The 13,773-nt window shown below is 33.4% G+C and carries 12 protein-coding genes; 3 read left to right on the top strand and 9 right to left on the bottom strand.

Annotation, left to right across the window (positions count from 1 at the left end):
- Genes ACLKMH_RS12990 through ACLKMH_RS12980 form a run of 3 tightly spaced genes read left to right on the top strand, consistent with a single transcriptional unit; the run spans window position 1 to window position 2,298 of the window.
- Window positions 1-498, top strand: coding sequence for an AAA family ATPase (locus ACLKMH_RS12990; protein ID WP_413698556.1), 498 nt, complete (start codon window positions 1-3; stop codon window positions 496-498).
- Window positions 486-2,006: a DNA sulfur modification protein DndD gene (dndD, locus tag ACLKMH_RS12985; RefSeq protein ID WP_413702342.1), complete on the top strand. Its 1,521-nt coding sequence runs from the start codon at window positions 486-488 to the stop codon at window positions 2,004-2,006. The genes ACLKMH_RS12990 and dndD overlap by 13 nt, the downstream gene beginning before the upstream one ends.
- 1 nt (window position 2,007) lies before the next feature.
- On the top strand, window positions 2,008-2,298 hold the full coding sequence (locus tag ACLKMH_RS12980) for a DndE family protein (protein ID WP_413698555.1): 291 nt from the start codon (window positions 2,008-2,010) through the stop codon (window positions 2,296-2,298).
- Window positions 2,299-2,370: 72 nt separating this feature from the next.
- On the opposite strand, the gene ACLKMH_RS12975 is transcribed toward ACLKMH_RS12980, so the two are convergent.
- The 9 genes from ACLKMH_RS12975 to dptG (ACLKMH_RS12935) form a co-directional block, all read right to left on the bottom strand.
- Window positions 2,371-2,877 carry a hypothetical protein gene (locus ACLKMH_RS12975; RefSeq protein WP_413698554.1) on the bottom strand — a complete coding sequence of 169 codons (507 nt, stop codon included), beginning with the start codon at window positions 2,875-2,877 and terminating at the stop codon, window positions 2,371-2,373.
- A 101-nt stretch (window positions 2,878-2,978) separates the two neighbouring features.
- Window positions 2,979-3,524: a DGQHR domain-containing protein gene (locus ACLKMH_RS12970; protein WP_413698553.1), complete on the bottom strand. Its 546-nt coding sequence runs from the start codon at window positions 3,522-3,524 to the stop codon at window positions 2,979-2,981.
- The gene (locus ACLKMH_RS12965; RefSeq protein WP_413698552.1) at window positions 3,521-4,261 is read right to left on the bottom strand and encodes a hypothetical protein; all 741 of its coding nucleotides are present in this window, start codon (window positions 4,259-4,261) and stop codon (window positions 3,521-3,523) included. Before ACLKMH_RS12965 ends, ACLKMH_RS12970 begins: the two co-directional genes overlap by 4 nt.
- A 45-nt stretch (window positions 4,262-4,306) precedes the next feature.
- Complete coding sequence (locus ACLKMH_RS12960; RefSeq protein WP_413698551.1) at window positions 4,307-5,176, bottom strand: phosphorothioated DNA-binding restriction endonuclease; 870 nt, start codon at window positions 5,174-5,176, stop codon at window positions 4,307-4,309.
- Window positions 5,177-5,196: 20 nt separating this feature from the next.
- Entirely contained in the window at window positions 5,197-7,341 is a 2,145-nt protein-coding gene (locus ACLKMH_RS12955; protein ID WP_413698550.1) for an ATP-binding protein, read from the bottom strand.
- Window positions 7,301-10,417: a sigma factor-like helix-turn-helix DNA-binding protein gene (locus ACLKMH_RS12950; RefSeq protein ID WP_413698549.1), complete on the bottom strand. Its 3,117-nt coding sequence runs from the start codon at window positions 10,415-10,417 to the stop codon at window positions 7,301-7,303. Before ACLKMH_RS12950 ends, ACLKMH_RS12955 begins: the two co-directional genes overlap by 41 nt.
- Window positions 10,386-12,464, bottom strand: coding sequence for a hypothetical protein (locus ACLKMH_RS12945; protein WP_413698548.1), 2,079 nt, complete (start codon window positions 12,462-12,464; stop codon window positions 10,386-10,388). Before ACLKMH_RS12945 ends, ACLKMH_RS12950 begins: the two co-directional genes overlap by 32 nt.
- Window positions 12,445-12,777, bottom strand: a complete 333-nt coding sequence (gene dptG, locus ACLKMH_RS12940; RefSeq protein ID WP_413702341.1) for a DNA phosphorothioation-dependent restriction protein DptG — start codon at window positions 12,775-12,777, stop codon at window positions 12,445-12,447. Before dptG (ACLKMH_RS12940) ends, ACLKMH_RS12945 begins: the two co-directional genes overlap by 20 nt.
- Window positions 12,660-13,772, bottom strand: coding sequence for a DNA phosphorothioation-dependent restriction protein DptG (gene dptG, locus ACLKMH_RS12935; protein ID WP_413698547.1), 1,113 nt, complete (start codon window positions 13,770-13,772; stop codon window positions 12,660-12,662). The genes dptG (ACLKMH_RS12940) and dptG (ACLKMH_RS12935) overlap by 118 nt, the downstream gene beginning before the upstream one ends.
- Window position 13,773: the final 1 nt, after the last annotated feature.

Genomic DNA, 13,773 nt, shown 5'->3' with positions numbered 1-13,773 from the left:
ATGATAATTAAAAGCCTGATTGTAAATAACTTCCGTGTCTTTCGTGGCGTTCACGAAATTGACCTAGCACCGCGTAGCGGAAATAAAGAAAATTTAACAAAACCAATCATATTATTTGGTGGTTTAAACGGTGCAGGTAAAACGTCCATTTTAAGTGCAGTACGTGTTGCATTATATGGACGTATTGCCTTTGGGCGCGGATTATCAACCCCCGAATACCAAAAGCAACTTGATGCACTTATTCATAATGGTGTCGGCATTTCCGATAACAGATCATCAATTGAATTAGTCTTCACTCATAGCCATAACGGTATTGAAAGTGAATATAAAATAACAAGAGCATGGGAGCGCGGTAAGCGCGATAAATTGATCCTAAAACAAAATAATGAAGAGCTAACACAACTCAGCTATGACCAATGCCAAAGTTTCTTAACTGAACTTATCCCAACCGGTATTGCTGATCTTTTTTCTTTGATGGAGAAAAAATTGCCGATTTAGCAGAAGACGAATCTGGCCAAGTATTACAAACAGCTGTCAGACGTTTATTAGGAATTGATGTTGTAGATCGTTTACGTAGCGACTTAGCTCTATATCTAAAGCGCCATGATGCGACAACTATGCCAGCAAATATTAAAGCACAAATTCAAACGTTGGATAAATCTCGCTCAGTTGCTGAAAATGAAGCTAAAGAGTTAACAAATCAAGCTTCCTTAAGTCGAGCACGAATTGATTTAGTAAAGAAAGAACTTGATAACGCAGAAGCTGAATTATCTTCACGTGGCGGTGCCTGGGCTAGTAGCAGAGAACAAGAAAAAGCAAAACAACTCGCACTAGATATAGAACGAAAAGAGCTTGAAAAAACACTTCGTAGTGAAATAGAAGGTGAACTGCCCTTCGCGTTTGCGCCTAAAACACTTCAAAGGTTATTGACACAATTAAACGAAGAGAAAGCAACTAAGCAAACAAATAGCTTTAATAAAGAACTTACCGCTTTCATGACAGAACTAAGCTGGCAATTAACTTCTGAGTTAGGAGATGCAACAACAGTTATTGAAACAATCAAAAACAGTTTAGATGAGCGAGAATCAAATCAACAAAATTCAGAAATTAAACTGGATATCTCTGATCGAGAGTTAAGCCAAATTGAAACTCAAATTAATGTTCAAACGCCTGTCACATTTAAACGATTTGATAACGCACGTAAACGCTTGGTTGAAGTTGAAGAATTAATTGCAGGGCTATCTGTCAATATTGCCCGCGCCCCAGAGCAAGAGCAATTAGAAGAGCAACTCAACAATGTGAAAGCATTAACAACAAAACGCACTAAAGCAATTTTAGAACATAAAGATAAAACTGAAAGTGCAAAACAAAAATATCGTGAAGCGATCGAAATAGCGCGTAAAATTCAAAAGCTACACGATAAACATAAAGTATCCTTTAATGCCGAAGCTTCCTTAGGTAATGCCCAAAATGCCCATATAATGCTATCCGATTTCAGTGAACAGCTGACAAAGGTACGTGTTAAACAGTTAGAAACAGAGTTTATTAAAAGCTATCAAAAGCTGGCTAGAAAAGACGATTTAAAGCTATCTGCACGCATTAATACCAAAACCTTTGATGTAGAGCTGATTGACGACAAAAAGCATGCAATTAGTCGTAAAGCACTTTCAGCCGGCGAAAAACAAATTTACGCCATTGCGATCCTTGAAGCCTTAGGTAAAACATCAGGTAAGAAACTACCTATTATTATCGATACACCGTTAGGACGTTTAGACTCAAAACACAGAGATAAACTGATTGAGCATTATTTTCCTGAAGCAAGTCATCAAGTGATCATCTTATCCACCGATACAGAGATTGATGAAAGTTACTTTAATAACACACATTTTAAAGATGAAATTTCTCACGCCTTTGAAATTCAGTTTGATGGTGCGACTAAATCATCTAGCCTTAAAGAGGGTTATTTCTGGGAACAAAAGACCAAAGCACTATTGGAGGTAAATTAAGATGCTACCCAACAGAATGAACCTAAACAGAACCACTGAAGAGCGACTAAAGAAACTTAAGCAGTTTACTGGTATTTCACCAAACGTATCTTCTCGCATTGCTTTCTATCGCTCTATTGAGTCTGATTTTAGATATTCAGCGGAAAGTGCTAAAAAGCTTGATGGTAGTTTAGTATTGGATAAAGTGACGTGGTTAGGTGATACGCAGTTAATAACAGAACTAACACTAAAACTAACCTACCCTGAGTTAGATGAAAAAGGGAAGATGGCCGCTTGGGCAAGCACATGTTGAAGATGGGATAGCTTCTTTGAGAAATCATAAAAACCTAACCGAGTTAGCTCTATCTATATAAACATCCTTCTATTATAATCCCGTTAATTCCATCATTTTTTTGTAAGCCTTTGTAAGCCCCTTCGTTGATGATGGAAATTCCTCTGAGTCACTAAAATCCTCATTTTCTTTAATTTTCTTTAAATATTGTGGAAACTTATTTTTCATTGTATCGAGTGATACCCCATCTTTAAGTAAAACTGATTTAAGAAACTTAAATACACTCGCAATACCGACCGTTTTCTTAATAAAATTATCATCATCTACTTTAACCCAAAATATTTTATCTATAGCATCTAAAGTAAATTTTAACACATCAAAAATTGCCAAATCATTTTCAGCTATATATAGTTTTCTTAAAGGGTAGTCAATATCATCAACTAATACTTTACGCCCTATAATTTCCTTATCTGATTTTTTAGTATTCATAAGGTATCGATCTTGCTTAGGGTTCTTACTTATTAAAGATAAAATGGCCTCAACAATTGATGAGGTAGAGAATCTCCATGGTGGCAAAGATTCTTTATCTTTTTTAGACAAATTACTTTCATCTGAGGTTCTATACTTGATGCGATTCAGTAGTGGATTGATCTTATTTAATTCACGAACAAAATAAACAGAAAGAGTCTCAGGTGGCCACTCTATTGGTCTACTACTTTCAATTTCATACCCAAAAGTTGGTAAGCTAAACTTTTATCAACTTTACCTTGAGTATAATTAATTGTAGAGAACAAGAATGCTTGGTATGGCATAGCTAAATCTTCGTAAATAGAACAAGATAAATCCATTTCAGTATCTGCTTGATCAAAACCATAAAGTCTATGTTGTCCATCAATTATTGACAATACTTTAGAGTTTTTAGGTATTTTTATATTATAAAGATCGTCACCTACATTTTTAAATTCTATTTTTTCTTCCTCATCAGCATAACGCCCTGTATCTTTAAAGTTAGCACCTAAAATAATGGGGTTAGGAAATGCGGCTGAATCACTATCAATAAACTGTGCTATATCCTGTAACCTTTTAGGGTTTAAAGTTCGTTGTACTCCTTGTACTACACCATTACTATTTTTAGCCTTTAATGAAAAGCTTATTTTTTTCAGTATTTTAGATGGAATTATACAAACATAATAATCTGAAAATGGTTGTAATACCTTAAATGCTTTGAATTCATAAAAATCACTCATTCCAAATTTTCTCCGCTCAAATTTGATTGTTCATCATTGGAAGTATTGTCATTAGCACCTGCTTCAATATTTTCCGGGTTTGGCTCTGGCTCTTGAAATTGTGCTTTATTATAATTGGTGCATATCCATAAGCTTACCGATATAACACTACCGAAAAGAGATAAGACACTTGTAGTAGTAGGCTCTTTTAGACCATAAAAAGATAATACAAATGCAAGTAACCAAGCAAAAAAACCAGCAAACTCGTTAATTCGCATTTTATTAATTTCTTTCTCATCAAAATTTAAATCTTCGTACTTTTTAGGTCCTTGCCCTACAAAAAATTCGAAGGCGATACCACCAAGGAGCCCCAAATTAAACATAAAAATAGCGAAACCTTGAAATAGTATTATCGGTAAAGAACTTATATATTGGCAAGAGTCATTTAATGACTTAATTAAATTTAAATCATTAATAGGTTGGGAAATGCTAGTTGATGTAGTCTCACCAATACCAATAAAATACCCACCTAACTCAACACTATTTTTTTCATTGTATTTATATAACGATAAATCATTAAAGGATTCAACTTCGGTATTACACACTGAAGAAAGGTCTATGTTAAAAGCCCAAGGCGCCCATACGCCTGAGCTTGAAATTAACATAATTATTAAAAATGAAAATACAAATTTTGGATTGCATAAAGATTTTCCAGGTACAGCTTTAACAGTTTTCTTTAAAGTTTTCCAATAATGCAAACGTTCTTTTTTTATTCAATATTATTACTCCCTTGGATCAAAAATTTATTTAAAAACTTCTTTCTGATGCCAATTCAAATGCCCTACATTTGGCATCCAGTTATCTTTCTTTGGTAACCTTATTAATTGCCCGTCAAAGTCAAAAAACAAATGCTGTGCTTGATCCCCACCATTCAGGCTATCTGACAACTTCACTTTAAAGTCTTTAGTGATTGAAAACGCACCTTTATCAAAGGCTTTATGATGTACTGCACACAGCGTTAGCCCATTGCTTACATCACAAGGGCCATGAAACTGCTTCCACTTAATATGTGCGGCTTCTAACCCTACTGAAACATCATCCATTCTTAAGTCATAACCACATACTGCACATTGATAGTTATAGGCACGCAAAACCTCTTTTCTAAATTTAGGATCACGCTTTTGGACATTACGGGTTGCTAATTCAGCGCCTAACTGAAAAGCAATATCCGGCACAATACTTTCAGGAAAACTTTCACTTAATATCAACTCAATCAACTCTAATGTTAACTGATCATTCCCTTTCAAAAGTGAATAAGCTTGGTCATTAAAGCCAGCCGTTACATTATGTTTAATTAACTCCGCTTTGGATGGATCAGTATTACTTTTACGAGATTTGCACTCTTCATCATTATTTACTATCCAAAAGCCATCGTTTTTCAAACGCCAAAAGGGATACTCAGGATGATAAACAGACCGCTGAGGCCCAAAACGTTTTAGCAGATCTTGCACCTCTTTATGAAACACTTCTTCATATAAAAAGAACTGTTCATGGCCTTGTAAATAACGAGATAAGACATACACCATCATTATCGGTTTATTCGGTGCACGTTGGTCGCTACGCGACCAACGCTTAACACTCAACACCGCTTCTTTAAGCTCAATAGGCGTCATTCATTAATTCCTTGTTGCTTTCATAGTCTTGCCTCTAATGCCGCGACTTTAACAACCTTAGCTCCCTGTTCTACTACACCATATTCATTCATATGTAGACCAACTGAAATACATTCACCTTTTCTCAATTTAGCCAATTCCTGTAGCCATACTTTTTTATTTGAAGCTGGTACCGCTTGCTCTAGTAATTTTGCATAACTATCAATTTCAGTTTCTGCAGGTGCAAAAAATAATTTGTGTGCGGCTTGAAATAAACGATCTTGTTCGTCTTTTTTTAGGTTACTTAATGTTTGGGTAGCCAGTATAAGCGATAAACCGTATTTACGACCTTCAGTTAACATTTTACCAAGTGGGCTATCTAAACGGTGGTCTAGGTTTTGTATTTCATCTAACACAACTGGTAATGGTTTATTTTTATTGCCATTAGCACAAACATAAGAATATAAATCCCATAAAATAAACTCTGTCGCTAATCGCCAAATATCTCTCGACAACGTGGCCAGCTGTATTAAACGTGTAGTAGTAGGTATTGCTTTATATATACCATCCCAGCCTTCCGTTAAATGTTTACAAGAGAACAAATTAGCTTTTACCATTGGGCTTAGTTTATTAGCTAAAGCTTCACCATGTTTGCCTGCTTCGGGTAAGTCTTTCAACATGCGTTCAAAATTATAGTCGGTACCATATAAATCAATCCCCTCTTCGATAACTTTTATCAAGGTAGGTAACTGCTGACTACCAATATCTGAATAAACAGTATTAAATACTGAAGCTATACGAGAAGCCACATCATGTGCTTTATCAGAAATTTGAATTCCAGCAACAGTTTGAAGTTGTTTTGCAAATGGGTTTAAGTCTAAAGGCTTATATACAACCAGATCTGTTTTAGGGCGTATTTTGTCTTTGAACTCTTTCTCTAGGTGTTCAGGTAAAAAGCCATTTGTATAATCTATTACCATTGAGTTTAACTGGTGTTTGGCAAGCTCCATTAACAAACCTTCAATACAATAAGTCTTTCCTTGGCCCGAACGTCCAAATACAATTAAATGCCTGTTTGCGAGTGCTTTATTGCCGTATTCCCAATAAATAGGTTTTAAATTATCAATAGCCTGTCCAATTAACACCCTACAGCCTTCAACGTTTATTGACTTTGGAGATATTGCTGAGTCATCAATTTTAATAGTAGTTTCACTAATTGAAATATCTTCAGTTTTTGTATGCTCTGATGAAATAGTTGTTGGGTATTCATTTGCTAAAGTAGGACTAACATCATGACTAACAGCCCATAAAGATGATTGGTTAAAGCAACGCGCTAAAACATGCTTATGGATACATACGCGTTCATTAACAAACGCAATAGCTTCTTCTCGAGAGGGAGAGCTATCTAACGCTGTCCTACAAATATCTGAAAGCCCACTGTATTCAATTTCAGTGTTAGAAATAAGGTTCTGAATAAAATAATAGTGCTTACCAAATCCTATAGCATGAGCTTTTAACAAGGAAATATAGAAATATTTGTTATATTCTTTGTCTAAATGCCTATTTAGGTACGACTGTATTTTTTCTCCTTCAATAATTCTAGTTTCTCTATCGATAAAAGAAAAAGCTAACTTCAATATACCTTCTATATCCACTCCAACGAATGCATTATCTATGTGTGAATAATGAACCTCATCAATCCGTACAATATTGCCTTCCGTTAATAATTTATCTAAATAAAATGACGCATGGCCGAGCGATTGGCTTCTAATTTTTGACGCAACATCTTTCTTAGATAATGGCTTCAATGAGGCTTTAAATAAATCTACCAATACCGTTTTCTGAGAAGCAAGGCTAAACTCACTGTCTAAGCTAACTGTATCAGCCCCAGATTTACCATTAAAATAAATCCCAAAAGGCTCTCCAAAAGCCCTAACAATATGCCTTACGGTAAAGTATTCATCGGAGAAACCAACAGGTTTAAATATATCTGCATGAAGGTTCACTGAATCTCTTCCCGCATGCTTATATTCACTAAGTTTAGAGTGAACTTTATCCAACGTTTGTTGCTTAGTATCTTCACTAATATTTAAATAAGAGATGTGCCTATAGGTACCACGTCCGCTCTGATATAAATACTCCTTATCAGTACGCGTAACCGTAACTGTTTTCAGGTCTATCTGCATAAAAAGCACCTGAAATAATATTTTTCTCTGTTGCATGATTTTGAATGCTTTGCCATGTCCCTCCATTTGGAAAGTCTAATAGAGCATTAGTTATTCCAGGTACTTTTGATAAAGAAAGAGGCTTAATTTCTTCTTCTTCTCTCTCAAGAATACCTTCCTGGATCCAAATAGAAATTTGGTTCTCAGCAACAGCTAATTCAATGTTCATATTCTCATGCAAATACCAAGATAAGTCTTCAATGTTTGCTGGTGATTTATTCCATACCCAAAACTCTTCAAATACCCCTTTATTAAGATTGGGAGATGTTATTTTGCTGATTTCATTTTCATTTAATGCGCAACAAACCTCTAAAAAAGCATAAAAGTTTTTATTGGTATTGAAATAATCTCTGAGTGAAGGAAATAATGGTGCTCTTAATTCACTTAAGTTTGTTTTTGTAACTGCCCAAATAACTTTTGGTGAAATACTTAGTTTGGCAATGAAATTCTTTTTAGCTTTTGATTCAATTTGCCTAATTCTTTCTCTTGTTATGTCATAACTTTTACCAATTTCTTCAAGAGTTTCACTATTACAGTTAATACCTAACCGTCTAGAGAGAATATCATTCTCTCGGGACTTTTCTTGTAGAAAATAATTTTCGAGATCCTTAATTAAATGTTTTTCAAGCTTGCCTAAAGGCAAGTCAAAATCTTCTATTTGTTGTGAGGAGTCTTCTTGGTAGTTTATTGAAAATGTATTTTGTTTTAATTGCCCAATAAATTTTAAAAATTTATCAACCTTAGCTTTACCAAAACCATTGATGTTTTCAAGTGATGAGATTGCTATTTCCATAACTTGATTTACCGTTATATTTTCACCAAACTCTTTAAGAATAATATTAATTAAAGCTCGATACTCATTAGTAATATTCACCATATTCAGCTTAGCTGAATCATCATTTACCGTAGTTTGCTCTTCTTTAGTTTCTGTTTTATCGCTTGTTAAAAATTCTTTTAAACGATAAAAAGATAATATATCTGAGGATTCAAAGTTTTCAAAACGACCTAAATCACTTTCTGTTAGTGACAAGACATCTGTAATGCTTATATCTTTTTGATACCAATTTAGTAACTTTTCTACAATATTTTCTAAGTGGTCTGGGTAATTAAATTTTGCTACGCTTTCTTGTAAAGCTCCAATACTGTCATCATCTTGAGATGCAGTAACGGTACTATCGTAAATATTTTTAGTTGATCTTACTACATCAATTCCTTTAACTTCTATCGGTTGGCTGATAAAAGTAGTCAGTTCACTTTTAAGTAAACTTAATTTACTTATTTCTGGATAATCTGACTGTTTTTGGTATTTTTTAGACAACTCTTCTATAGAGTTTTCGTGGAGCATTTTGACAAACCCTTGAGGCAAACGAAGTTTTAAAACATTAACCTCTTCATCTAAATCACTCTCAATCCGAGAACGTTCCATACCTTCATTAACTGCTAGCGCTATACCTTCCGGATAGTTAGAAAGATCACAAATCTCATAATCACCTTGCAATAAAGAGTCAGGATTATTACGTATATCAGTAAAATATCTTTCTGGAAAAACATTATATAATTCAAACTTGTCGATTTGAGTTAAAACGTGCTGAATAAAGAGTGAACGATATACTTTTCCTTTAAATGTTTTTGGCTCAAGCAATCGCTTCATATGATCTGCTAATGCTTTAGCTTGCTTTACAGCCTTAGTAAAATCAGTTCCTTTCTTTCTGGTTTTTACTTCTAGAGGTAATAGTACAAGTTGATCATTTTTTATTCCTACAAACAAAATATCGTCAGATAATGCACCTGTAGTTTTATTATGTAGTCGAGCAGAAAAATCATTATCCTTAATTTCTAAGCCGAGATTGCCAGTAACTCTGAGCATTTCACCTACCGATAGAGGAATCCAGGTAATATCGCTCGTAATAAGTAAACTAGATAAGAACTTATAAGCGACAACAATCCCTTGTTTTTCCTTTATTTGTTTCTCGGTGTTTTCTGTTTTTTTCTTACCTGCTTCTTTAACAATGCTTAATAGCCATTGACCATTTAATGCATTAAAAGAATTAATTAACTCATCAGATTGGCTTTGTAATAAATCTTTATAAAGGCCGACACGAGAAGATACTGTTATAGCATCATAGGCTACTGAGTTGGTGTATTGGTCAGCATAGTGGATTAATATTGTATCTTTGGTATCAAAAAATTCTAGTGTAACTTTAGGATCAATAATGCAAGTCCATAAACTTGAATCATATGACTTAGATAACTTATCTCTAAACGTATCTTTAACTGCAAGTACTGGTACATTGCCTTTTATATATTTAGCGGATTTATCTCGGTATGCAAAAAGTAATTGATTATATAAGGAGGCTAAGCTAACAGATATGTTTTCTGCTTTTACATTCTTCAATCCAAAACCAGTGTAGAAAACTTCATTTTCTAAATAAGAAGCTTCACCAGATAAAACACCATTACATACAATGCCTGATTTACCTTCACTTACGTTATTTGAACGTAAAGTAACTTCTTCATTATTTTTAAAAAAACTTAAATGTGCGTAATCATAATCCGTAAACTCTCTTATTTTATGGATAGTAACATTTTTTCGTATTTTGAATATTAGGTCATCCAAAACAGCTTCTTTATCAGAACTATTTAAGCGAACTAACTCACGTAGCTCTTCAATTTTTCTTGTTTCAGAAAACTCTTCAAATGCAGTAAAGTGATATTCCTCATCGTATACATTGACTTGTATCTTCTTCGCCTTAATCTTTGTTTTCTTATAGTAGTTTAAAATTCCCTTAAAAATGTGTGAGTTACTTTGATTATTAATTGAGTTTAAAATCAAAGGAGCATCCTTGCTTTGCTGAAATAACATATCAAAGCATGTTACAAAATCTTGTATTTTCTCATGTACTAAAGTTGATATGTAGTTATTTCCGGAGTCTTTTTGTTGGGTGACTTCTAGCCATAGTCTGTTATTACCCAATGCTTGTGTTCTAACAAATCCTTCGCTTTCATCAAATAATACCGGTAGTAAACCCGCAAGCATTAAATTTATCAACCGTAGTTGGTGGTACCTGACTAAAAGAATTTACCTTATCGATACTTCTTAATTTGGCAAACTCTAGGGCATATGACAAACAAATAGGATGAAAAGGACTAAAAAGTTCTTCACTTCCCTTTTTAATCATTCCTATTTGTAATAACTTACGACTTCTTTGGCTTAGTGCCTCTTGTGGAATATTATCTAATTCAGCTTTAACGTTAAGGAGCGTTGTTTCAATTAAATTAAGCAGTTCAGGTGGCCAATTAGTAATAGATAACAAAGTCTCATTTTCTGTTAACCATAAAAATAGTGCTTTATATGCTTGGGCTACTTTAGGGAAGTCGTTTTCTATATCAATTAGGTACAAAGAGTTGGAAGCTTCATCATCAAAATATAAAATACCTTCGTTGATAATTTTATGTTCATCAATACATAGCTCTTTCGCTTTAACAGAAAGCTCCTTTTCTCTTCCACTGATAATTACTCTTGAATTTGAAGGCTTGTATTTCGGTATTCTGTCATTATCGAATATGTCGTTGCTACGTTGTGTATCAAATAAACTAGGCAATTTAACGCTTTCAATATTTTTTGTTCCTGTAATGGTAATAGGCAAATGGTAGTCGTTTAAAACTAACTCAAATTCACCTAAGAAATCTTCTACACCACTTTGCCTGAAATCAATTTCTTTTATACCCTCACAATTAATCTCACTTTCTGAACCAGTAAATTTATGAATATTGATATTTTCTGGATTGAGAGTTATTTTATCTTGAATATTTTCCAGTATGAGTTTGCCTTTGTTTCTTTTTATTTCAACTTCTAGTTTTTCAAAAAAGCTTTGTAAATAGAAAGTTTCCTGTTCGACAAAGCAACAGTTGAACTGAAAGCACTCTCTTTGTGAAGGTCGTTTAAGTTTTAATTGTAGAAAAGTCGGTTTACCTTCAAAGGGTATTTTTACATTTAGCGTTGAATGTTGCTCGTGATTAGAAGTACTTATGCCAACTTGATTTTTCTTCAGATCACCATGAAGATTAATCTGGTCTTGCTTTAGTACTGGCTCTCCTCTTTTCATCCTTACCTTTAATTCAATAATGCCAGGAGCTACTTCACCTATTAAGGTAATGTTTTTTCTAGCGACTCCTGTATCAGAAAGTCGTTTCCAATCTTCGAGTTTAGATCCATTAATCTCGATATCAACAAGGTCTAAATTTCTATCTTTATTTCGTTCTATTTCAGCTTCTATTTCTGAAAAAGTTCTGTTTTTATATTCGTTTCTATTTTTACCTGTAAATTGTTCTTTAATAAAGCGCTCACTAAAGCCTTTATCTTCCAATTGTCTCTGGAGTTCAACTGGTTCTTCGCCAAAGTCATGTACTCTATCTCGGATTAATTTTGAAAAATTAGCATTTTTATCTAGTTCTTTCTTAAGCTCTTTTTCATTACTGATGTCTGATAGTCTTGGCTCTGGAAAAAGTCCGTGTTCCTTTAGGTCAATTCTTTCTTTATGAATCGATTTATAGAGAGATTCATATCCAAAAATACTTAAGTTTTGATCTTTAATTTTTTGCTCTGTGCTAGTGACTAAATATTTAAAAATTAATTCGTCTTTAATTCCTTTTCCATGTTCAATTAATGCATCATTGACATATTTAGGTGTGAATACACTATTGTTTACACTAACATCGGTAAATGTAGATGTTAGTGTCTCTAATGAGCTATTGTTTATAACAAATAAAATGGCATCTTCAATGTTGTTCAGAGCATCCCTAATACTAGCAATATAATCCTCATGATTAGAGTTACTATCTTGATCACCAAGGTGATGTAACATCACAATAATTTTTTTACCGTTGTCAGCCTCTACATAATTCAACTTAGAATTACCAACAACAAGAGGTTTAAAGTTTAAATTTTTAAACCCATTATACAACTGAAGTGATTGTGCTGGGTTAGAACTGATAAAATGATATTTAGTATCTATTGAATTTGACGTTGTTATAAATTGACAAAACAACCCAGCTAAAAACTCTTCAAATGGTAGTTTTGACATATACTGCATCCCCACTGTCACTTAATTTTTCGATATTTCCTACATTTTCGTAGAATTTTAATAATGCTTTCTTGGACATAATATCCAACCAAATACCACGTTCTTTAAAACCTTCGATTACATCATCAATAAGAAGCTGACTTTCTGATGAACCGTTTATTACTAAATTGGTAAGTAGCAGTAGCATGTTAGAATTTAAAACAAAATATTTACCTGTCGCTTTTCTATCAGTAATAAACTCTGCTGAGAATATTTTTTCAAATATTTCAACGACTTTCTTATTTGCATCTTTTCTTGATGTTTTATCGAATATTTGTTTTTGCAAATTAAGGCCAGAGTTAACTGTCTTGCCTGAAGTGAATCTTCATACCTATAACCTTCATCAAAGAGTTGTCCTATGCATTGATTAAACTGATTTACTTTAGGATACAAATTATTATCATTAATTAACATCCAACTTGGCTCTTGTGATAATTGACTCAAATAACCTAAATACGGGAAAAGATACAAAGCAATACCATTTGTTTTACTAAATAAATGGTCATACCCAAATTGATTACATTCATGTCTTTCTTTACTTGCCCTTTCTGTTTCTAATATGAAATATAGCGGTTTAGCTGTAGGTGTTTGGTATCTATTACTAGGAATACACAGGTGCTTGGTTAGTTGAGTTAAATATAAAAATGTATAAATATTTATAAAGCCTTCTAATTCACTTAAGAAGTAACTAGGATTTTTTGTTAGCGTTTTAATGTCTTTTGAAAATGCTTTAGCTAAAAATGGTAAATAGGTAACATTATCTTCATTGAAAGTTTTAGTTTTACAAAGCTGTTGAATTTTATCTATCAATAATGATTCAAGCGGGTTATTTCCACTAGATATTAACTTGTCACTTAAAGGAGATGTTAACAACCCCTGAACAATATTGATCATTGTTTTGGTTCTAGAAGTTAACGTTGCTTTGTTACTCACCAAGTAAGCCAAAGGCGTAATGTTATTTATAGCGTTGGAGGATAGGTAAAGTTGATCAAATATATCAACTAATTCTCGGGTATCTCGACTATTTCGAAAAGATTCTAATACTTCTTCTTTCAGCGACGCTCGGTCTCTTTTCCCTAATGATAATTGAAATAAATTTTCTATAAGTGATTGATAAACTCGGTCCCAATCTAGCTTATGATCTTTAAGTGTTTGAGGCCCAATAGGCAAGTACTGATCTGCGATATTGCTATATGCTGGACCATTATTCTTCTCTATAAGTTTCACAACATCTGATATAGACGATTCGATAATTTTAAGATTTACCATT

The sequence above is a fragment of the Psychromonas sp. KJ10-10 genome (genome assembly GCF_047323245.1).
Taxonomy (GTDB): Bacteria; Pseudomonadota; Gammaproteobacteria; order Enterobacterales; family Psychromonadaceae; genus Psychromonas.
The sequence above is the reverse complement of the archived record's forward strand: the minus strand, read 5'-3'. Positions and strand labels throughout refer to the sequence as shown.

What these genes read in the sequence shown, in the direction of transcription:
- ACLKMH_RS12990 (WP_413698556.1), top strand. Translation starts at nt 1, where the DNA reads ATGATAATTAAAAGCCTGATTGTAAATAACTTCCGTGTCTTTCGTGGC.
- ACLKMH_RS12980 (WP_413698555.1), top strand. Translation starts at nt 2,008, where the DNA reads ATGCTACCCAACAGAATGAACCTAAACAGAACCACTGAAGAGCGACTA.
- ACLKMH_RS12970 (WP_413698553.1), bottom strand. Translation starts at nt 3,524, where the DNA reads ATGAGTGATTTTTATGAATTCAAAGCATTTAAGGTATTACAACCATTT.
- ACLKMH_RS12960 (WP_413698551.1), bottom strand. Translation starts at nt 5,176, where the DNA reads ATGACGCCTATTGAGCTTAAAGAAGCGGTGTTGAGTGTTAAGCGTTGG.
- ACLKMH_RS12955 (WP_413698550.1), bottom strand. Translation starts at nt 7,341, where the DNA reads ATGCAGATAGACCTGAAAACAGTTACGGTTACGCGTACTGATAAGGAG.
- ACLKMH_RS12950 (WP_413698549.1), bottom strand. Translation starts at nt 10,417, where the DNA reads ATGCTTGCGGGTTTACTACCGGTATTATTTGATGAAAGCGAAGGATTT.
- ACLKMH_RS12945 (WP_413698548.1), bottom strand. Translation starts at nt 12,464, where the DNA reads ATGTCAAAACTACCATTTGAAGAGTTTTTAGCTGGGTTGTTTTGTCAA.
- dptG (WP_413698547.1), bottom strand. Translation starts at nt 13,772, where the DNA reads ATGGTAAATCTTAAAATTATCGAATCGTCTATATCAGATGTTGTGAAA.